This window comes from Pseudomonas ficuserectae (genome assembly GCF_024584585.1).
GTDB classification, from domain to species: domain Bacteria; phylum Pseudomonadota; class Gammaproteobacteria; order Pseudomonadales; family Pseudomonadaceae; genus Aquipseudomonas; species Aquipseudomonas amygdali.
Window position 1 is genome coordinate 5,694,982 of record NZ_CP085684.1, and the last position, 21,345, is coordinate 5,716,326.

At 58.1% G+C, this 21,345-nt stretch carries 17 protein-coding genes; 5 read left to right on the forward strand and 12 right to left on the reverse strand.

What is annotated here, in order from left to right:
* Positions 1 to 47 precede the first annotated feature (47 nt).
* Positions 48 to 1,442 (reverse strand): D-2-hydroxyglutarate dehydrogenase, encoded by a 1,395-nt coding sequence (locus LJU29_RS25490; protein ID WP_257111358.1) that lies wholly within the window; start codon positions 1,440 to 1,442, stop codon positions 48 to 50.
* Between the two features lie 160 nt (positions 1,443 to 1,602).
* Between LJU29_RS25490 and serA the strand changes: the two genes are divergently transcribed.
* A complete protein-coding gene (gene serA, locus LJU29_RS25495; protein WP_002555754.1) occupies positions 1,603 to 2,832 on the forward strand; it encodes a phosphoglycerate dehydrogenase in 1,230 nt (409 codons plus the stop codon).
* 209 nt (positions 2,833 to 3,041) lie between these two features.
* Here the strand turns inward: serA and LJU29_RS25500 are convergent, their stop codons facing one another.
* Complete coding sequence (locus tag LJU29_RS25500; protein WP_016982738.1) at positions 3,042 to 3,479, reverse strand: DUF4399 domain-containing protein; 438 nt, start codon at positions 3,477 to 3,479, stop codon at positions 3,042 to 3,044.
* Between the two features lie 136 nt (positions 3,480 to 3,615).
* Positions 3,616 to 4,251 (reverse strand): 2OG-Fe(II) oxygenase, encoded by a 636-nt coding sequence (locus LJU29_RS25505; RefSeq protein ID WP_005733639.1) that lies wholly within the window; start codon positions 4,249 to 4,251, stop codon positions 3,616 to 3,618.
* A gap of 141 nt (positions 4,252 to 4,392) precedes the next feature.
* On the opposite strand from LJU29_RS25505, the gene LJU29_RS25510 reads away from it, so the two are divergent.
* Positions 4,393 to 5,145: a DUF2059 domain-containing protein gene (locus LJU29_RS25510; RefSeq protein WP_122322823.1), complete on the forward strand. Its 753-nt coding sequence runs from the start codon at positions 4,393 to 4,395 to the stop codon at positions 5,143 to 5,145.
* 14 nt (positions 5,146 to 5,159) lie between these two features.
* Here the strand turns inward: LJU29_RS25510 and bipL are convergent, their stop codons facing one another.
* Positions 5,160 to 6,101 (reverse strand): phospholipase BipL, encoded by a 942-nt coding sequence (gene bipL, locus LJU29_RS25515; protein WP_005758593.1) that lies wholly within the window; start codon positions 6,099 to 6,101, stop codon positions 5,160 to 5,162.
* A gap of 278 nt (positions 6,102 to 6,379) precedes the next feature.
* On the opposite strand from bipL, the gene LJU29_RS25520 reads away from it, so the two are divergent.
* Positions 6,380 to 8,767, forward strand: coding sequence for a penicillin acylase family protein (locus tag LJU29_RS25520; RefSeq protein ID WP_057423968.1), 2,388 nt, complete (start codon positions 6,380 to 6,382; stop codon positions 8,765 to 8,767).
* A gap of 318 nt (positions 8,768 to 9,085) precedes the next feature.
* Here the strand turns inward: LJU29_RS25520 and LJU29_RS25525 are convergent, their stop codons facing one another.
* The 7 genes from LJU29_RS25525 to LJU29_RS25555 form a co-directional block, all read right to left on the reverse strand.
* On the reverse strand, positions 9,086 to 9,967 hold the full coding sequence (locus tag LJU29_RS25525) for an ABC transporter permease subunit (protein ID WP_257111359.1): 882 nt from the start codon (positions 9,965 to 9,967) through the stop codon (positions 9,086 to 9,088).
* Entirely contained in the window at positions 9,964 to 10,884 is a 921-nt protein-coding gene (locus LJU29_RS25530) for an ABC transporter permease subunit (protein ID WP_003372160.1), read from the reverse strand. The genes LJU29_RS25525 and LJU29_RS25530 overlap by 4 nt, the downstream gene beginning before the upstream one ends.
* Positions 10,881 to 12,023, reverse strand: a complete 1,143-nt coding sequence (gene potA, locus LJU29_RS25535; protein WP_005758600.1) for a polyamine ABC transporter ATP-binding protein — start codon at positions 12,021 to 12,023, stop codon at positions 10,881 to 10,883. Before potA ends, LJU29_RS25530 begins: the two co-directional genes overlap by 4 nt.
* A 55-nt stretch (positions 12,024 to 12,078) precedes the next feature.
* Positions 12,079 to 13,173 carry a polyamine ABC transporter substrate-binding protein gene (locus LJU29_RS25540; RefSeq protein ID WP_005758602.1) on the reverse strand — a complete coding sequence of 365 codons (1,095 nt, stop codon included), beginning with the start codon at positions 13,171 to 13,173 and terminating at the stop codon, positions 12,079 to 12,081.
* A gap of 171 nt (positions 13,174 to 13,344) precedes the next feature.
* Complete coding sequence (locus LJU29_RS25545; RefSeq protein WP_257111360.1) at positions 13,345 to 14,442, reverse strand: polyamine ABC transporter substrate-binding protein; 1,098 nt, start codon at positions 14,440 to 14,442, stop codon at positions 13,345 to 13,347.
* A gap of 141 nt (positions 14,443 to 14,583) precedes the next feature.
* Positions 14,584 to 15,951, reverse strand: coding sequence for an aspartate aminotransferase family protein (locus tag LJU29_RS25550; RefSeq protein ID WP_005758606.1), 1,368 nt, complete (start codon positions 15,949 to 15,951; stop codon positions 14,584 to 14,586).
* Between the two features lie 66 nt (positions 15,952 to 16,017).
* Entirely contained in the window at positions 16,018 to 17,376 is a 1,359-nt protein-coding gene (locus LJU29_RS25555) for a glutamine synthetase family protein (protein WP_002555767.1), read from the reverse strand.
* Positions 17,377 to 17,969: 593 nt separating this feature from the next.
* Between LJU29_RS25555 and LJU29_RS25560 the strand changes: the two genes are divergently transcribed.
* Together LJU29_RS25560 and LJU29_RS25565 are read left to right on the forward strand one after the other, a co-directional pair.
* Positions 17,970 to 19,346 (forward strand): glutamine synthetase family protein, encoded by a 1,377-nt coding sequence (locus LJU29_RS25560; protein WP_003413528.1) that lies wholly within the window; start codon positions 17,970 to 17,972, stop codon positions 19,344 to 19,346.
* Positions 19,347 to 19,565: 219 nt separating this feature from the next.
* The gene (locus tag LJU29_RS25565; protein ID WP_057452807.1) at positions 19,566 to 20,198 is read left to right on the forward strand and encodes a TetR/AcrR family transcriptional regulator; all 633 of its coding nucleotides are present in this window, start codon (positions 19,566 to 19,568) and stop codon (positions 20,196 to 20,198) included.
* Positions 20,199 to 20,243: 45 nt separating this feature from the next.
* Here LJU29_RS25565 and LJU29_RS25570 read toward each other — a convergent pair whose 3' ends face one another.
* Positions 20,244 to 21,323: an RHS repeat-associated core domain-containing protein gene (locus tag LJU29_RS25570; protein WP_257112885.1), complete on the reverse strand. Its 1,080-nt coding sequence runs from the start codon at positions 21,321 to 21,323 to the stop codon at positions 20,244 to 20,246.
* Positions 21,324 to 21,345: the final 22 nt, after the last annotated feature.

Genomic DNA, 21,345 nt, shown 5'->3' on the forward strand with positions numbered 1-21,345 from the left:
AGAGGTAGCCTGCTTATTGTTGCGACGGATCAAATGGTTGCGACGGATCAAACGGCGAAGATTTTGCCGGGATTCATGATCCCGTTGGGATCGAACACCGCTTTCAACGCCTTCATGTATTCGATTTCGACCGGCGAGCGACTGTACGTTAAATAGTCACGTTTGGTCATCCCGACACCATGCTCGGCCGAAATCGAGCCGTTGTACTTTTCGACAGTCTCGAATACCCACTTGTTGACCCGGGCACATTTGACGAAGAACTCGTCCTTGTCGAGGCCCTCGGGCTTGAGGATGTTCAGGTGCAGGTTGCCGTCGCCAATGTGGCCGTACCAGAGCACTTCGAAGTCTGGGTAGTGTTCGGCAACGATCGCGTCGATTTCAGCCAGAAACTCTGGCACTTTCGAGACAGTGACCGAGATATCGTTTTTGTACGGTGTGAAGTGCGAGATGGTTTCGGAGATGTACTCGCGTAGCTTCCACAGGTTGCGTAATTGCTGTTCGCTCTGGCTCATCACGCCGTCCAGCACCCAACCCTGCTTGACGCAGTGCTCGAAGGTCGCCAGGGCCTGATCGGCCAGGTCGTCGGTGGTCGCTTCGAACTCCAGCAACACATAGAACGGGCATGGCGTGTCGAAGGGCGACGGCACATCACCGCGCGCCATGACCCGGGCGAAGGATTTGTCCGAGAAGAATTCGAAGGCGGTCAGGTCGAGCTTGCCGTGAAAGGCATGCAGCACCGGCATGATCGAGTTGAAGTCCGAGGTGCCCAGCACCATCGCTGTGAGGTTCTTCGGCGCACGGTCAAGGCGCATGGTCGCTTCGACGACAAAGCCCAGCGTACCTTCGGCACCGATGAACAACTGGCGCAAATCGTAGCCGGTGGCGTTCTTGATCAGGTCCTTGTTCAGCTCCAGCAGGTCGCCCTTGCCGGTGACCACCTTGAGGCCCGCGACCCAATTGCGCGTCATGCCGTAGCGAATGACCTTGATACCGCCCGCATTGGTGCCGATATTGCCGCCGATCTGGCTGGAGCCCGAAGAAGCGAAGTCGACCGGATAATAAAGGCCGCTCTCGTCAGCCAGCGCCTGTAATTGCCGGGTGATCACGCCAGGCTGACAGACCGCCGTCCGGTCGGTGAGATTCAGATCCAGCACCTGATTCATGTAATCGAACGAGACGACCACTTCACCGTTGGCAGCCACCGCGGCCGCCGAAAGCCCGGTTCGTCCACCCGAAGGCACCAGCGCCACGAGCCGCTCATTGGCCCAGCGTACGATGGCCTGCACCTGTTCGGTGGTCTTGGGGAATACGATGGCCAGTGGCGCAGGAGTGAACTGCTTGGTCCAGTCCTTGCCGTAAGTTTCCAGAGAACCGGCATCGGTGAGTACCTTGCCGGGGTCAACCAGGGTCTGCAGCTCATCAATCAAAACGCGATCGGTCATTGAATCAACTCTCGAACGATTCATGGGCATCCTGAGAACGGTTCACGTTCGGGATGAGGTTTCGCGGGGCTCATATGCTAGCATACGCCCCCCGTGAGTCGTGCCCAGAGCCGAACCGGGCACCCCCTGCCAATTTTCTTCGGGACACAGGTTTACGCAGATGAGCAAGACTTCCCTCGACAAGAGCAAGATCAAGTTCCTTCTTCTCGAAGGCGTCCATCAGTCCGCTGTCGACGTCCTCAAGGCAGCCGGCTACACCAGCATCGAGTACCACACCAAGTCTCTGCCGGAAGCCGAACTGAAAGAAAAGATCGCCGACGCACACTTCATCGGTATCCGCTCCCGCACTCAGTTGACCGAAGAGCTGTTCGATTGCGCCAAGAAACTGGTTGCCGTCGGCTGCTTCTGCATCGGCACCAACCAGGTTGACCTCAATGCAGCGCGTGAGCGCGGTATTGCAGTGTTCAATGCGCCCTACTCCAACACCCGCTCGGTAGCAGAACTGGTGCTGGCCGAGGCGATCCTGCTGCTGCGCGGTATCCCTGAGAAAAACGCTTCATGCCACCGTGGCGGCTGGATCAAAAGCGCGGCCAACTCTTTCGAAATCCGTGGCAAGAAGCTCGGCATCATTGGCTATGGCTCGATTGGTACGCAGTTGTCGGTGCTGGCCGAAGGCCTGGGCATGCAGGTGTACTTCTACGACACGCTGACCAAGCTGCCACTGGGCAACGCGACTCAGGTGTCCAGCCTGAACGAGCTGCTGGGCATGTCCGATATCGTTACCCTGCACGTGCCGGAAACCTCGGAAACCCAGTGGATGATAGGCGAAAAAGAAATTCGCGCGATGAAAAAGGGCAGCATCCTGATCAACGCGGCTCGTGGCACAGTCGTTGAGCTGGACGCCCTGGCCGACGCGATCAAGGACAAGCACCTGATCGGCGCTGCAATCGACGTGTTCCCGGTCGAGCCACGCTCGAACGACGACATCTTCGAAAGCCCGCTGCGTGGCCTGGACAACGTGATCCTGACCCCGCACATCGGCGGTTCCACTGCCGAAGCGCAGGCCAACATCGGTCTGGAAGTCGCAGAAAAGCTGGTCAAGTACAGCGACAACGGTACGTCGGTATCGTCGGTCAACTTCCCGGAAGTGGCCTTGCCTGCTCACCCTGGCAAGCATCGCCTGCTGCACATCCACGAGAACATTCCGGGCGTGCTCAGCGAGATCAACAAGGTCTTCGCCGAGAACGGCATCAACATCTCCGGTCAGTTCCTGCAGACCAACGAGAAAGTCGGTTACGTGGTCATCGACGTCGACGCCGAGTACTCGGATTTGGCACAAGCCAAGCTGCAACAGATCAAAGGCACCATCCGCAGCCGCGTTCTGTTCTGATCCGAGCGCCGTGCCCACCCCGTGTGGGCACGATCAGTGTTCTTCCGGGCACCTATCGTTCCTCACGCTCCAGCGTGGGAATGCAGTTCACGACGCTCCGCGTCGCAAGAGGACGCAGAGCGTCGCACGATAGTTGCGATAATCGTTCCTCACGCCCCAGCGTGGGAGTGCCGTTCGTGACGCTTGGCGTCACACAAGCACTGACAGCCCTACTTCACATTGATCGTGATCTTCTTCGACTCGACCGACGGGTTCAGCGGCATGTGGCCTTTGTCGCCCATCAGCAATTGCAATGTGTGCTGACCAGGCGGCAGGTTGATTTCGGTTTCGGTCTGGCCCTTGCCGAAGTGGCGGATGTTGTCACTGACCGGCAGCGGCGCATTCATTGCTGGCTGGTCGTTCACGTCGATCAGCAGGTGATGGTGACCGGTATCGGGAACATCCACACCCGCAGGCGCGACGCCCATGCCCTTGAGGCCGAATTGCACCTTGAACGGTGAAGTCACGGTTTCACCATCCTTGGGCGAGATGATGTACACCTCGGCGCCTTCAGGGGATGCAGTGCGTGGCATATCGGCGGCGCTGACCAGCATGGATGCGCTGAGCAACAGGCCCGCGACCATCGTTCCAGAAAATAAGGATTTCATGATTGCTCCGGTTGCAGTTGACGTAAGTCGACCCTCACACAACAAATCCGTCGGTTCAGGAGTGCTCACGATAGACCGCAGCCGGGCTCAATGGCTCACTGCATTGATGAAACAGTTTTCATGAACAGGCCACAGGTCACTGAAACAGCTCGTTACCGCGGCGCCTGAACCAGCCCGTCAGTGACAGTCGATCACGGCTGGCAGGCATGACTTCATGGGGAATATCACCGGACAGAAAAACCACCAGGCAACCGCCTGTAGGCTGGACGTCGTAAGCCACATCGTCCTTGAGGTACATGCGCAACTGGCCGCCATGCTCGGGCAGCCAGGCATTGTTGAGGTAAAGCACCGCCGACACCATGCGCTTGTCATCATCGCGAAAGCGATCCACATGCCTGAGGTAGCGGGCACCCGGTGGATACAGCGCAAAATGGCTTTCGTAGTCCTCCAGCCCCAGGAAAAGGCCGCGATTGAGCGCCTGACGCAGGCTTTCCATCAATTCCAGATAGCTGTCGCAACACTGCACCTGCCCCGCTTCAAGCCACTGAATGCGGTCACCACGAATGCCTTCGCGTATTTCCTGCGCTGCGCCCTTGCCAATAGCGGCAGGCTCGAGCTCGCCTTCGGCAGCACGTTTTCGGCACTCTTGCTCAAGTTCAAGAGTCAGAGCTTCGGGCAGGAAAATATTCTGCTGCGACCAGCCGTTGGCGGCCAGGTCGTCGACGATTCGCAACAGCAGTGGGTGGTCAGAGGGTATGCGCATGGCGTGCATAGTATCGATAAGCCATGAAATCCGACAGAGGCGTATACATGTGGTATCACACGCGTGAGATTTCACTCGCCGACGGCACTCATAACTCGACAAATCCACGCTAACACCCGGAGAATAGCGGCCTGCCGACAGGAGTCCCCAATGCGTCGTTTGTTTGTTTTGCTGTTGATGTTCTGCACCTCCCCTGCCTGGGCAGACAGCTACGATCAGTTGTACAAGGCCGCAGGCTGGCCGGAACAGCGCGCGCATTTCAACGATGCTCTCAAGGCTGCTCAACAGCGCTACAGCAACAACCTGCCGCCTGCGGTTTATCAAGCGCTGGTCAATAACAGCAATCAGCGTTTTTCCCCCCAGGCCATGGACCAGCGCGCGTCGAAGCGCCTGCGTGAAAGCCTCAAGGACCCTGCCCCGTCGCTGCAGTTTTTCCAGTCGCCGCTGGGCCGAAAGATCGTCAACGCCGAGCTGACCGCCACCCGCGCCGATCAGCTGGCCAAACATGCCCAAGGGCTGCCGCATATCGAAGCGGATGCAACGCGTCAGTTGTTGATCGGCCATCTGGCCCAGGCACTGCCGGCCAGAGAGGCCGGCGCGGAAGTCAGCCTTGCCATCGCAGGCGTTGCCGCAGACAGCCTGAGCCAGATGATTCCCGGCCTGTTGGGCGGCGGTCAGGCGCAAGGCATGCTCGAAGGCCAGCGCGAACGGCTGATGGCGCAGATCAGCGCCGATCTGAACAACACGCTGCTGTATGTGTACCGCGACCTGTCCGACCCTGAACTTGAAGAGTTCTCGACCTTCGCCGAGTCGCCGGAAGGCAAAGCCTATTATCAGGCCGCACTGGCTGCGATTCGCGCCGGACTGGCGGTTGGGCAAAGTGCGTCGAGCCTGAACCCCTGATCGGTACCGACGGCTTAGCGCAAACGCCCTTCCAGAAAATCAAAGTACCTTGCCCGTAACTCCGGCGATTCGTTGGCCAGATGATGCCGGGCGTGCCCCAGCATCAGGATCTGCGGCTGGCTGAACTTGCCTTTCAGAACCGTGAGGTTGTGAGACCAGTCGACCGTCAGGTCCGCATCGCCCTGAATGATCAACGGGCTGCGCAGGCTGCGCGGCGCGCGCTCAATACGCACAATCCATTGCGACAACGCGCCGACCCAGGCAGTGGGCAGGCGACGCGGCTGCAAAGGGTCCGCCAGGAGAAAAGGCAGGAACGCAGGCGCATTGGAGTTTTCGGTGAAACGCCGGGCAATGCCGTTTACGAACGGTTTGAGCAGGTGATAACTCAGACGCGACCAGCCCCAAGCGCGCGGCCGGACCAGCGGCGCCAGCAGGATCACCTCCCCCTGCGCCGGCGAGTCTGCCCCCTGATGAAGCAGGTGATCCGTCACGATGGCACCACCCATGCTTTGTCCGCACAGGTGCCAGGGATGTGGCAGCCCAAGGCCTTCGGCTTCAGACAGCAGACGTTGCAACACCAGTTGATACTCGGCGAAGTCATTGATACAGGCCCGACTGCCGCTGGACAGGCCATGGCCCGGCAAGTCGCAGGCGATCACTGCGAACCCCTGCTCCAGCGCCCATTCGATCACATGCCGGTATAGCCCCATGTGGTCGTAAAAACCGTGAAACAGAAACAGCGTGGCGACCGGACTGTCAGGCATCCACACCTGCCCGACAACCTCGTAGCCCGCGACATCGAGACGCCCCAGCCAGCTGCGTATGATTTTTTCGCCGCCCAGCCCGGCCAGGCCGTAGAAGCGTTGATAGGCCAGTCCGTCCATGGAAAGCGGGTCGATGATATTCAGCGGCAGCAGGCTGGCGCGCAGTTTATCGGGGTCAAACGTGGCGGACATGTGGCTTCCAGATTCCGGGAAACGGTAAGTAAAATTGTGTAACGATATTCTTCTGTATGCTCCGGCATGGCAAGCTGCTCGGCTGCAATCACACGCTTCACATGCTTAGGCACATCGCCATCAGACTGCACGGTAGCGAACGCTATCTTAATGTTTACTGCGTACTCGATCGCGGTAGGCTTTCGCGCTGTGTTCTGCAGGGCGGCCTGTCAGGCTGCTGCCATATTGCACAACCATAGCCTTCGCCCATGCATCACGCCATTCACAGAGAAACCCGGATGAAACGCAGCCTCGTCATTCTAGCCATCATCATCGCCATCCTTGCAGGCGGCGCGGGCTGGTACGTCAATAGCAAACAACCGGTCCGTGATGGCGAGATTGCCATGAGCCATCTTCAGGCACCTGTCACGCTGCGTTACGACGAGCGTGGCGTGCCGCACATCCGGGCAGAGAACGAAGCAGATCTGTACCGAGCGCTGGGTTACGCCCATGCTCAGGACCGGCTGTTCCAGATGGAAATGCTGCGGCGTCTGGCGCGTGGCGAACTGGCGGAGATACTCGGGCCGAACCTGGTCGAGACCGACAAACTGTTTCGCACACTGCGTATTCGCGAGCATGCCGACGCGTATGTTGCACGCCAGGACAAGAACACTCCGACCTGGAAAGCGCTGGAAGCCTACATCGACGGCGTCAATCAGTATCAGGACACCCACGCACGACCGATGGAGTTCGACGCGCTGGGTATTCCCAAGCGGCGCTTCACTACCGAAGACACCGTGAGCATCGGTGGCTATCTGGCGTACAGCTTTGCGGCAGCATTCAGAACCGAACCATTGCTGACGTATGTGCGCGATCAACTGGGCCCGCAGTATTTGAAAGTGTTTGATCTGGACTGGCATCCAGACGGCATGCTCGGTTCTAAACCGGCATTGGCCAGCGCCGACTGGAAAGGCCTGGCGCAGTTGGCCCAGCTGAGCCACAAAGCGCTGGAAGGCGCAGGTCTGCCGCAGTTCGAGGGCAGCAACGCCTGGGTGATTTCCGGCAGCCGTACGCAAAGCGGCAAACCGATCCTCGCGGGCGACCCGCACATCCGCTTTTCCGTGCCTTCGGTGTGGTACGAAGCACAGCTTTCTGCGCCGGGTTTTGAGCTGTACGGACACTTTCCGGGGCTCAATCCGTTCGCGTTTCTGGGCCACAACATGGATTTCGGCTGGAGCCTGACCATGTTCCAGAACGATGACGTGGACCTGATCGCCGAGAAGACCAATCCTGATAACCCCAATCAGGTCTGGTACCACGGGCAATGGGTGGACATGAAGCGTACCGAGCAGCAGATCGCGGTAAAAGGTCAGGCCCCTGTCACCCTGACCCTGCTTGAGTCGCCGCACGGTCCTATCGTCAATAACGTGATGGGCAAGAACGCTGGCCAGACGCCGATTGCGATGTGGTGGTCATTTCTGGTGTCCGCCAACCCGGTGCTGGATGGTTTCTACGAAGCTAACCGCGCCGACACGTTGGATAAAATGCGCAGCGCCGCCGAGAAGATCCAGTCGCCGGGCCTCAATATCGTCTGGGCCAACGCCAAAGGCGATATCGGCTGGTGGGCGGCTGCGCAACTGCCGATCCGTCCGCAGGGCGTCAACCCCAGTTTCATTCTGGACGGCAGCACGGCACAGGCCGATAAGCTCGGTTTTTACCCATTCAGCGCCAACCCGCACGAAGAAAACCCGGCGCGTGGCTACATCGTGTCCGCCAACTTCCAGCCGCTGTCGCCGACCGGCATGCAGATTCCGGGTTACTACAACCCGGCCGAGCGCGGTCAGGAGCTGAACCGGCAACTGAGCGACTCCACCATCAAGTGGGACCTGGCCGCCAGCAAGGCGCTGCAACTGGGCACGCAGACCGATTACGCACCGAGCATTCTCAAACCGCTGATTCCGGTACTGCGCAGCGTTGTCAGCGACCCGGACGAAATCGCCCTCGTGGAGCGGCTGGCCAGCTGGAAAGGCGATTACCCCGTTGATTCGGTGGGTGCCACACTGTTCAACCAGTTCCTGTTCGACCTGACGGAAGAAACATTCCACGACGAACTGGGCGATACGATGTTCGAAACGCTGCTGTCGACCCGCGTACTGGACGCCGCTCTGCCGCGTCTGGCCGCCGATGCCGATTCGCCGTGGTGGAACAATCGCAATTCACCCCATGAAGAAAGCCGCGCCAATACCGTCAAGGTAGCCTGGCGAGCCAGCGTGTCGCACTTGCGGTCGCTGTACGGCACCAACCCGGATGAATGGGTGTGGGGCAAGGCACACACCCTTACTCAGGGTCACCCGATGGGGTCGCAAAAGCCGCTGGACATGATCTTCAACGTTGGCCCGTATGCAGCGCCGGGCACCCACGAAGTGCCGAACAACCTGTCATCCAGCATCCGCCCTGCCCCGTGGCCCGTCGGCTACGGCCCTTCGACCCGCCGCCTTATCGACTTCGCCGACCCGGCGCATAGCCTGGGTATCAACCCGGTAGGCCAGAGCGGCGTGCCGTTCGACAAGCATTATTCGGATCAGGCCAAGGCGTTTGTGAGTGGCGAGTACGTGCCACAGCGCTTCAGTGAGAAGGACGTGGCAGAGCATACGGAAGGGGTTTTACGGTTAGTGCCGGGGGAATAGCCGACCCCTGAAATGTGGCTTCTCGTGGGAGCGAGCTTGCTCGCGAACTGTCGGGAACCGACAGTGAAACCTTAACGCACGGTACATCAGGCACAACCGGGTTTGACTATCGTGCCAATGCTCCGCGTTGGCATGCCTTTCGTGACGCTCCGCGTCACAAGTCTGCGTAGCACCGCGCTATCAAGATCGGACGCAGAGCGTCCAGAGCTGCGCTCCCACGCTGGAGCGTGGGAGCGATAAACCGAGAGCTAGTTGCTGCCGGTAACCGGCAGTTCGCGAGCAAGCTCGCTCCCGCGCCCTCCGCGCACGATCAGGTCCTCACGCCGCAGGCGCACGCCTTGGGTCTGGCTGCTTCCAGGCGTCTGCCGCGCTTTCCTCGATAGCCTGCTGGATCGCACGCTTGCGGTTGTTTTCCGCGCGGCGGGTGAAGAACCAGACCAGAAAGGTTGCCAGTGACACGGCCAGCAGGATCAGGCTCGCCACGGCGTTGATTTCAGGCTTCACGCCCAGACGCACGGCAGAGAACACTTCCATCGGCAAGGTCGTCGAGCCGGGCCCGGAGACGAAGCTGGCGAGCACCAGGTCGTCCAGCGACAGCGCGAAGGACATCATGCCCCCGGCTGCCAGCGATGGCGCGATCATCGGGATGGTGATCAGCAAGAACACTTTCCACGGACGGGCACCCAGGTCCATTGCAGCCTCTTCGGTCGACAGGTCCAGCTCACGCAGGCGCGCCGACACCACCACCGCCACATAGGCCGCACAGAACGTCGTGTGCGCGATCCAGATGGTCATGATGCCGCGCTCCTGCGGCCAACCGATCAATTGCGCCATGGCCACGAACAGCAGCAACAGCGAGAGGCCGGTGATCACTTCGGGCATTACCAGCGGCGCTGTTACCAGCCCGCCAAAGAACGTCCGACCCTTGAAGCGACTGATGCGGGTCAGCACAAACGCAGCCATCGTCCCCAGCGCCACCGCAGCAACGGCGGTGTAGCAGGCGATTTCCAACGAGCGCATCACCGAGCCCATCAGTTGCGAGTTGTCCAGCAGGCCGACGTACCACTTCACCGACCAGCCGCCCCAGACCGTCACCAGTTGCGAGGCGTTAAACGAGTAGATGACCAGAATCACCATCGGCGCATAGATGAACAGCAAACCCAGAACCAGCATCAGGTTCGAGAATCGAAAGCGGTTCATGCCTTGCCCTCCAGTTCTTTGGCCTGACTGCGGTTGAACAGGATGATAGGCACGATCAGCACCAGCAGCATGATGACTGCCAGCGCCGAAGCCACCGGCCAGTCACGGTTGTTGAAGAATTCCTGCCACAGCACGCGGCCGATCATCAGTGTTTCCGGGCCACCCAGCAGTTCGGGAATCACGAACTCGCCGACCACCGGGATGAATACCAGCATGCAGCCGGCGATCACACCGTTCTTGGACAGCGGTACGGTGATTTTCCAGAAACTGTTGAAGGTGCTCGAACCCAGGTCGGACGCGGCTTCCAGCAGGCTGGTGTCGTGCTTCACAAGGTTGGCGTACAGCGGCAGGATCATGAACGGCAGGTAGGAATAGACCACGCCGATGTACACCGCCAGGTTGGTGTTGAGGATCTGCAACGGCGCGTCGATCAGCCCAAGCCACATCAGGAAGGCATTGAGCAGCCCGTTGTTGCTGAGGATACCCATCCAGGCGTAGACGCGGATCAGGATCGCCGTCCAGGTCGGCATCATGATCAGCAGCAACAGCACGGTTTGCAGGTCCTTGCGCGCGCTGGCGATGGCATAGGCCATCGGATAGCCGATCAGCAGGCACAGCAAGGTGCTGATGAAGGCCATCTTCAGCGAGCCCAGATAGGCCGAAACGTACAGGTCATCGCCACTGAGCAAGGTGTAGTTGGCGAAGTTGAGGACCATCTGCAGCTTTTCGTCGGCGTAGCTGAAGATCTCGGTGTATGGCGGGATCGCGACGTCGGCTTCGGCGAAGCTGATCTTGAGCACGATCAAAAACGGCAAGGCAAAGAACAGAAACAGCCAGAGGAACGGCACGCCGATGACCATCTGCCGCCCGTTGGGCTTTATGCGCTCGAACGCGCGCTTGATCTTGCGGATTTTCATGAGCGCAGTACCACGCCGCTGTCGTCTTCCCACCACACGTAGACTTCATCGCCCCAGGTAGGCCGTGCGCCCTGACGCTCGGCGTTGGCGACGAACGATTGCACCAGCTTGCCGCCCGGCAGCTCGACGTAGAACACCGAATGACCGCCCAGATAGGCGATGTCGTGGACCTTGCCGCGCGACCAGTTGTATTCGAAGCCTGGCTGCTCGGTGGTGATCAGCAGCTTCTCAGGGCGCAGGGCGTAGGTGATGTGCTTGTCTTCCACCGACGTACTGACGCCGTGGCCGACATAGATATTGCGCTCCAGCTCGGGACTGCGGATCAGCGCGTGGGCTTCCATGTCTTCGATCACGTCACCTTCGAACAGGTTGACGCTGCCGATGAATTCGCAGACCAGACGGCTGGTCGGGGTTTCGTAGATATCGATCGGGCTGCCGATCTGCGCGATCCAGCCCAGGTGCATGATTGCGATGCGCTCGGCCATGGTCATGGCCTCTTCCTGATCGTGAGTCACCATTACGCAGGTCACGCCGACGCGCTCGATGATCTCCACCAGTTCCAGCTGCATTTGCGAACGCAGTTTCTTGTCCAGCGCACCCATTGGCTCATCAAGCAACAGCAGCTTGGGCTTTTTGGCCAGCGAGCGGGCCAGGGCCACACGTTGACGCTGGCCGCCCGAGAGCTGGTGCGGCTTGCGCTTGGCGTACTGGGTCATCTGCACCAGCTTGAGCATCTCCGCCACGCGGGCTTCGATTTCCGGCTTGGCCAGCTTGTCCTGTTTCAGGCCAAAGGCGATGTTGTCCGCCACGGTCATGTGCGGGAACAGCGCGTAGGACTGGAACATCATGTTGATCGGACGTTCATACGGCGGCATGTCGGTAATGTCGACACCATCAAGGTAGATGCGGCCCTCGGTCGGGCGCTCGAAACCGGCCAGCATGCGCAACAGTGTGGACTTTCCGGAACCGGAGCCGCCAAGCAGGGCGAAGATCTCACCCTTGTTGATTTGCAGCGACACGTCGTCCACCGCAATCGTCTCGTCGAACTTCTTCGTGACCCGATCGATCCTGACCAGCACCTCTTTGGGTTGCTGACCGCCTTCGAGGGCTTTCTTGTAGGCGCCGGAGGCAACTGCCATGGGTGAAACTCCCAACAGGTAGGCAACCCGGCCAATACGGCCGGGTGCTGGATTTTTATTTGCCCGACTTGACCTTGGTCCAGCTGCGGGTCATCAGACGTTGCACCTTGGGGGGCAACTCGCTGTTCACGAACAGGCGGTCCAGCACTTCCTGAGGCGGGTAAACCGCTGCATCGTTGCGGATTTTCTGGTCCATGAACTCGCCGGAGGCGGGATTGGGGTTGGCGTAGCCGACTTCATCGCTGACCTGGGCGATCACCTTGGGTTCAAGCATGTAATTGATGAAGGCGCTGGCAGCCTTGATGTTTTTCGAGTCTGCCGGAATAGCCAGCATATCGAACCACAGGTTGCCGCCCTCTTTCGGGATGCTGTAAGCGAGCTTCACGCCTTTGCCTGCCTCTTCTGCGCGAGCCTTGGCCTGGAACACATCGCCCGAAAATCCTGCGGCAACACAGATGTCGCCATTGGCCAGATCAGTGATGTATTTGGACGAGTGGAAATAGGTTACGTAAGGACGAATCGCCATGAGTTTGGCTTCGGCCTTCTTGTAGTCCGCTTCCTTGGTGCTGTTGGGGTCCAGCCCCATGTAGTTGAGCACCGCTGGCAACATTTCATCAGCGGAATCAAGAAACGCTACGCCACAGCTGGACAGCTTCTTGATGTTTTCCGGCTCGAACAGCACCGCCCATGAGTCGATCTTGTCGACACCCAGCACTGCCTTGACCTTCTCGACGTTGTAACCGATGCCATTGGTGCCCCACAGGTATGGCACTGCGTACTGGTTACCCGGATCGTTCTTCTCCAGGCGCTTGAGCAGCGCCGGGTCGAGGTTCTTGTAGTTGGGCAGCAGCGACTTGTCGAGTTTCTGGAACGCGCCAGCCTTGATCTGCTTGCCGAGGAAGTGATTGGACGGCACCACCACGTCATAGCCGGTGCGTCCGGCCAACAGCTTGGCCTCAAGGGTTTCGTTGGAGTCGAACACGTCGTACATCGGCTTGATGCCGGTAGCGGCTTCGAAGTCCGCCAGGGTGGTCTTGCCGATGTAATCGGACCAGTTATAAATATGCACGGTGGATTCAGCCTGAGCACTGATCGACAGTGTCAGCCCGGCAGCCGCCAGCAAGGCTTTGGAAAAAATAGAAATAGACAAAGAATGAGTCCTTTTAACAGAGGGGCCTGAGCGCCGGAGGGCGTCCGGAAAACCAAACCGGCGCGCAACTTACCGTCTATGCGTCCAACCAGCAAAGGTTTAGGCAATATTCCTGTCTGTTGGAGGCTGCGCAGCCAAGGCTACGCAGCATCCACAGGTTTGATGACAGGCTTATTTACCTGACTTTATCTTGGTCCAGCTGCGGGTCATGATCCGCTGCGTGGCAGCAGGCAAGTCCGCGATTGCATACAGTTTGGCCTGTACGTCGGCAGGCGGATAAACGCCAGGGTCACTGGTGATTTCCTTGTCGACCAGTGCCGTCGCTGCCGCGTTACCATTCGGGAAGCGCACTGCGTTGGTGATTTCAGCCATGATTTCGGGCTTCATCAGGAAGGTCATGAACTTGTAGGCACCTTCAACGTTTTCGGCATCCTTGGGAATGGCGACCATGTCGTAGAAGCTACCGGCACCTTCTTTAGGAATGTTGTAAGCAACTTTTACCTTGCCACCGGCTTCCGCAGAACGGGACTTGGCCTGATAGATGTCACCCGAGTAGCCGACTGCGACGCAGATATTGCCGTTGGCCAGGTCCGAGATGTACTTCGACGAGTGGAAATAGCCAATCGACGGACGAATCTTCATGAACAGCGCTTCAGCCTCGGCGAGCTGCTTCTTGTCCTGAGAGTCTGTCGGGTAGCCCAGGTAATGCAGGGCAATCGGCAGCATTTCGGTCGGCGAATCGAGGAAGCTGATGCCGCACGACTTCAACTTGGCAGCGTTCTCCGGCTTGAACAGCAGGTCCCAGGAATTGACCGGCACATCGGCGCCCAGCGCAGCCTTGACCTTGTCCGGGTTGATGCCGATACCGATCGAACCCCACATGTACGGGAATGCGTGCTTGTTGTCCGGGTCGCTGACCGACACGGCTTTGAGCAACGATTCGTTCAGGTTCTTCCAGTTCGGCAGTTTGGATTTGTCCAGTTCCTGGTAGACGCCCGCCTTGATCTGCTTGGCCAGGAAGTTGTTGGACGGCACAACGATGTCATAGCCGGACTTGCCGGCGAGCAATTTGGCTTCCAGCGTCTCGTTGCTGTCGAAAACGTCGTAGACCACCTTGATGCCCGATTCTTTCTCGAACTTGGCAACGGTGTCCGGCGCGATGTAATCGGACCAGTTATAGACGTGCAGCACTTTATCATCGGCCTGCGCAGCGGCGGCCACAACGCCCATCAGGGACAGCGCGAGAAGGGTCTTGCCAAATTTTTTCATGCGTAGCTCCAATGTATTTTTATCACTGACCGTCAGTTAGCGGCTTGTAGCCATTAGTCTGGCAACTTCCAGGGCAGGCTTTCAAGCCGACACCCGTTAAACAACGCACATTGCGCTTGAATCGACCCTTTTTTTGCGGATTCAGCCCTGCAATACCGCCAGCGTCAGATCCAGGCATTTGCGAGCCTTTTCCACCAGTTCGTCGATTTCCGCAAAACTGATCACCAGTGGCGGCGCAATGATCATCGTGTCGCCCACGGCCCGCATGATCAGGCCATTATCGAAGCAGAAGGTTCGACAGATCATCCCGGCGCCCTTGTCGGTGTAGCGCTCGCGAGTGACCTTGTCCTTCACCAGTTCGATGGCCCCCAGCAGCCCGACGCCACGGACCTCGCCCACCAGCGGATGATCGCTCAACTCACGCAAACGCTTTTGCAAATAAGGTGCCGTTTCCGACTTGACCCGTTCGACGATCTTTTCTTCGCGCAGGATACGTATGTTCTCCAGCGCAACGGCTGCCGCCACCGGATGCCCGGAGTAGGTAAAGCCATGATTGAAATCACCGCCCTCGTTGAGCACCGCAACGATTTCATCACGCACGATCAGGCCGCCCATCGGCACGTACCCGGAGGTGAGCCCTTTGGCGATGGTCATCATGTCGGGTTTGAGGCCATAAAAATCGCTACCGAACCACTCACTGGTGCGGCCGAAGCCACAAATCACCTCATCGGCGGCGAAAAGGATGTCGTAGCGGGAAAGGATCTCCTTGATCTTCGGCCAGTAGGAATCAGGCGGCACGATCACACCGCCTGCGCCCTGAATCGGCTCGGCAATGAATGCGCCGACATTCTCGACGCCCAGCTCGATAATTTTCTTTTCCAGTTGCTCGGCAGCCCACACACCGAACTCGTCCGGCGTCATGTCACCGCCTTCGCCGAACCAGTAGGGCTGCGGAATGTGGACAACGCCCGGAATCGGCAGGTCGCCCTGCTCGTGCATGTAGGTCATGCCGCCCAGACTGGCACCGGCGACGGTTGAGCCGTGATAACCGTTGACGCGGCTGATGATGGTTTTCTTGTCTGGCTGGCCTTTTAGAGCCCAGTAATGACGAACCATGCGTAGCATCGTGTCATTGCCTTCAGAACCTGAACCGGTGAAGAACACATGATTCATGCCCTGCGGAGCGATTTCGGAAATGGCTTTAGCCAGTTCCAGCACCGGCGGGTGGGCGGTCTGGAAAAACAGGTTGTAATAAGGCAGCTCACGCATTTGTTTGCTGGCAGCGTCGGCCAGTTCTTCCCTGCCGTAACCAATGGCTACGCACCACAGGCCGGACATGCCATCGAGGATCTTGTTGCCCTCGCTGTCCCACAAATAAACGCCCTCGGCACGGGTAATAATGCGCGGGCCTTTCTCTTTCAATTGTTTGTAGTCGCTGAACGGTGCCAAGTGATGTTCGCTGCTCAAGGCCTGCCATTCGAGGGTTTGCGGATTATTGTGGGCACTCATGCAGCACTTCCTTTAATTAGGGTCAGTTATCAGAGCGCCGCATACCTGCTGCTGCGCTCTGCGGGATCAGACGGCGAAGAGCAGGAATTCCCGCTCCCACGAGCTGATCACGCGCTTGAAGTTTTCATGCTCGGCGCGCTTGACCGCGACGTAACCGATGATGAATTTTTTGCCCAGGTACTTCTCGATGGTCTTGCTGTTTTCCATGCGCTCCAGCGCGTCTTCGATGGTCAACGGCAGACGCAGATTACGCCGCTCGTAACCCCGCCCGACCACCGGTGCGCTCGGATTGATGCCTTCGACCATGCCGATGAAGCCGCACAGCAGACTGGCGGCGATGGCCAGATAGGGGTTGGCATCGGCACCTGGCAGACGGTTTTCCACGCGACGGTTCTGCGGCACAGCGTCCGGCACGCGCAGGCCGACGGTACGGTTCTCTTCGCCCCACTCGACGTTCACCGGTGCCGAGGTGTCGGGCAGAAAGCGGCGGAACGAGTTGACGTTGGGGGCGAACAGCGGCAATAGCTCGGGGATGAACTTCTGCAGACCACCCACATGGTTCAGAAACAGCTCGCTCATGGTCCCGTCTTCATTGGAGAAGATGTTCTTGCCGGTCTCGATGTCGATGATGCTCTGGTGCAAGTGCATGGCACTGCCTGGCTCGCCGGTCATCGGCTTGGCCATGAAGGTCGCCGCGACGTCGTGCTTGAGCGCGGCTTCGCGCATGGTGCGCTTGAACACCAGAATCTGATCAGCCAGCGAAAGGGCATCACCGTGACGGAAGTTGATTTCCATCTGCGCCGTACCGTCTTCGTGGATCAGCGTGTCCAGGTCTAGGTTCTGCAGTTCGCACCAGTCATAGACATCTTCGAACAGCGGATCGAATTCGTTGGCCGCTTCGATCGAGAACGACTGACGGCCGGTTTCCGGTCGCCCGGAGCGCCCGATCGGTGGCTGTAGCGGATAGTCCGGGTCGTCGCTACGCTTGGTCAGGTAGAACTCCATCTCCGGCGCCACGATTGGCTGCCAGCCCTGATCGGCGTAAAGCTTGAGGACCTTCTTCAACACGTTGCGCGGCGACAGCTCGATGGGGTTGCCCTGCTTGTCGTAGGTGTCGTGAATCACCTGCGCAGTGGGCTCGACCGCCCAGGGCACCAGATACACCGCGTTCTGGTCGGGACGACAGATCATGTCGATGTCTGCCGGGTCCAGCAGCTCGTAGTAGATATCGTCTTCTACATAGTCGCCAGTCACCGTCTGCAACAGCACGCTTTCAGGCAGACGCATGCCTTTTTCAGCGATGAACTTGTTAGTCGGCGAGATCTTTCCGCGCGTAATCCCGGTGAGGTCGGACATCATGCATTCGACTTCGGTAATCTTGTGTTCTTTCAACCAATCGGTGAGCTGGTCGAGGTTGGTACTCATAAATACCTCAGGGTTTTATTGTCCTGATCGTGATCAGGCGTTCCAGACGCATCGGCGTCATGTTGTACAACTCGTTTCGGCAGACGCCGATTAGGGGTAAGGTGACAGCTGCGGGGCCGGATTTCCAGACGGCCGCGGTCACACTGACGAAGCCGTTATAGTGGTAATGTCCAGCATTGAGAGTAGAGCAGACTGGCTTCGATAGCCGTTCAGGGATGTCGCAAGGTGTGGCAACCCACCACGAGCACCGATATCACAGGCATGATGAGCGCTATACGGACTTGATAGTCGCGTGTCGACCAGGGAAAGGTGAAGCATTGGACCCCCGCTATTGTTGCTCTACTGGGTTGCGATCGAGCTTAGCCTCGTTCATTTTTTTATACAACAACCCGTTAAAAATAGAAGACAGGCCGCTCTAGCTTGTATTTAACGACGGTCAGAAACGGAATAAAACGCCCTAAATAGCGGCAAAAAAGGCCATACGGCGCAGTTTTAGGGCAAAAAAGGCTCTATTGACTTCATCATGGCTTTCGGATTGACTGAGATCCGCAATCATTGATGATTGATATTTTTAACAACAAAGGTGTTGCATCATGTCGGTACCCCCGCGTGCCGTTCAGCTTAACGAAGCGAACGCGTTCCTTAAGGAACATCCTGAGGTTCTGTACGTTGACCTTCTGATTGCAGATATGAATGGTGTGGTGCGTGGCAAACGCATCGAACGCACCAGCCTCCATAAGGTTTACGAGAAAGGCATCAACCTGCCGGCCTCTTTATTTGCTCTGGATATCAATGGCTCCACGGTGGAAAGCACCGGCCTGGGCCTGGATATCGGTGATGCTGACCGAATCTGTTATCCCATCCCCGACACCCTGTGCAACGAGCCATGGCAAAAGCGCCCTACTGCGCAATTGCTGATGACCATGCATGAACTCGAAGGCGACCCGTTTTTCGCCGACCCGCGTGAAGTATTGCGCCAGGTCGTCGCCAAGTTCGACGAAATGGGCCTGACCATCTGCGCCGCATTCGAGCTGGAGTTCTACCTGATCGATCAGGAGAACGTGAACGGTCGCCCGCAACCGCCCCGCTCGCCGATCTCCGGCAAACGCCCGCATTCGACACAGGTCTACTTGATCGATGACCTGGACGAGTACGTCGACTGCCTTCAGGACATCCTTGAAGGTGCGAAGGAGCAAGGCATTCCTGCCGACGCCATCGTCAAGGAAAGCGCCCCGGCACAGTTCGAAGTCAACCTGCACCACGTTGCCGATGCCATCAAGGCGTGCGATTACGCCGTGCTGCTCAAGCGCCTGATCAAGAACATCGCCTACGATCACGAGATGGACACGACCTTCATGGCCAAGCCCTATCCGGGTCAGGCGGGTAATGGTCTGCACGTCCACATCTCGATTCTGGATCGCGATGGCAAGAATATCTTCACCAGCGAGGATCCCGAGCAGAACGCCGCATTGCGTCACGCTATCGGCGGTGTGCTCGAGACCCTGCCGGCACAGATGGCGTTCCTGTGCCCGAACGTCAACTCGTATCGTCGGTTCGGTGCGCAGTTCTATGTGCCCAACTCGCCGACCTGGGGTCTGGACAACCGTACGGTAGCCGTTCGTGTACCGACCGGCACCGCCGATGCCGTGCGTATCGAACACCGCGTTGCCGGTGCCGATGCCAACCCGTATCTGGTGATGGCTTCGGTCCTGGCGGGCGTGCACCACGGCCTGGTCAATAAGGTCGAACCTGGCGCGCCGGTAGAAGGCAACTCGTACGAGCAACACGAACAAAGCCTGCCGAACAACCTGCGCGACGCACTGCGCGAGCTGGACGACAACCCGGTCATGGCCAAGTACATCGACCCGAAATACATCGACATTTTTGTCGCCTGTAAAGAGAGCGAGCTGGAAGAGTTCGAACACTCCATCTCCGACCTCGAGTACAACTGGTACCTGCACACAGTCTGATTGAGGCTGAGCAACATAAAACGCCGCAAAGCCTTGAGCTTTGCGGCGTTTTTGTTTGCGCCCGGAGCACCTCGCGCGCCGCATAATCAGGAGAGGACGCGGAGCGTCCAGAACTGCGCTACCACGCGGAGCGTGGGAGCGATAATCGTTTGGCGACGACAGAGATTCATCCAGTCAGAATCACTTACAATGCCGTCAGCCCAACCACGAGCCACGCCCATGACACGCGCCGCCACGCCCCGCAAACCTCAAGCACGCAGCCAGGCCAGGATCGATTCGATTCTCGACGCCGCGCGCACGCTGCTCGCCGAGCAAGGGGTGGCCAGCCTGTCGATCTACAGCGTGGCTGAACGCGCAGGTATTCCACCCTCCTCGGTGTATCACTTCTTCGCCAGCGTTCCGGCGCTGCTTGAAGCGCTGACCGCCGACATTCACGCGGCTTTCCGCGCCTCACTGCAAGCGCCTATCGATCACGACCAGCTCACCACTTGGCGCGACCTGTCGCGTATCGTCGAACTGCGCATGCTGGCCATCTACAACGCCGACGCCGCCGCCCGCCAATTGATCCTTGCCCAGCACGGCCTGACCGAAATCAACCAGGCAGACCGCCAGCACGACATAGAGCTGGGGCATTTGATGCTTGAGGTCTTTGACCGCCACTTCCAGCTGCCTGCGCTGCCGGATGACGTGGACGTATTTGCGCTGGCGATGGAACTGGGGGATCGGGTGTATGCACGGTCAGTGCAGTTGCATGACGAGATTACACCGCGTATGGCTAAGGAAGGGATGCGGGTGTTTGATGCTTATTTGGGGTTGTATTTGCCGATGTTTTTGGTGAAGAGAATAATATAACCACGGCAATGAAAACGATTGTAGAGGCCGAGTGCAGTACAGCTATCAACTCTGTTTACGTATGGCCGAACGTATAGCCTGAGCATGCTCTCTAAGCATTCCAGCTTTATATATTTCAAGATTACGAATATCTCTCGCGTAGATAGATTCGTAATACGACGATGAGCCCGCCACTATCGACATCTCAGCGTTTACAGACGGATTGGCATTATGAAAAAACACGAGCTCTTCAACTTCTACCTTTCTTGTATAATGCAGCCCCAAACGGGCTTCGGCCTCACGGAAGTCCGCAGGCACAGTCGTTTTGATTGGATCATGAAATTCTTTAGTTTTCTTCAGCCTATACGCCTTGGTCATATGTGGAAAAGTCACCGTTGGCCTGCCTTCGTCAGAGGCTTGCAGAGCTGAGGTCTTGGACAGTCGAGGAGACGACGCAGCGGCTCTTGACGTGGATGGTCTACCAATGCCTTGATAAATAGTAATGGAGGAAGATGGTAATTCATCAACCCTGCTAGGCAACCGTGATAACAGTGTTTTTTTAGGCTTGCGTATGATTCTTCCGATCCCTAATAACTTTTTAAGCACTCCAGAACTTATATGCCCTGTCGGATCCCCAAACCCAACCGGATCCCCACCTACATACCCATACGCATTCAACCCACCCTCACCAAACGGGCTCAAACTATCCGGGCTATTAAACCGCATCAACACCGGGTTATAAGCCCGATACCCATTTCCCAGCAGATAATGCCCGGTCACCGGATCGCGTCGTTCGCCATTGAAACCCAGCAAACTGGTCAAGCCTCTTTCTGCCGGATGATGACCGTATGGGCTATAAGCAATAGGCTCAGTACCCGCTTTATCCACAAGTTGCAAAACCGAACGCTGCTGATCGGTTGCCAACAGCATGGCTTCGGTCACACCATCAACACGCCGTTGCTGGGCCAACAGCAGATCTTCATGCTGAAAGACCGTACGCCGCAACGCGCCCTGTATCTCGGTCGCCAAACGGTTCTTCTGATAGAAACGCTGAATATCCGCCTGGCCAGCCGGCGTACTGGACACCAGACGGTCCAACGGGTCATAACTGTAGCGGCACAACACCACTTGATCTGAGGAGCCCATGGCCAGATGCTCCAAGAGAAAC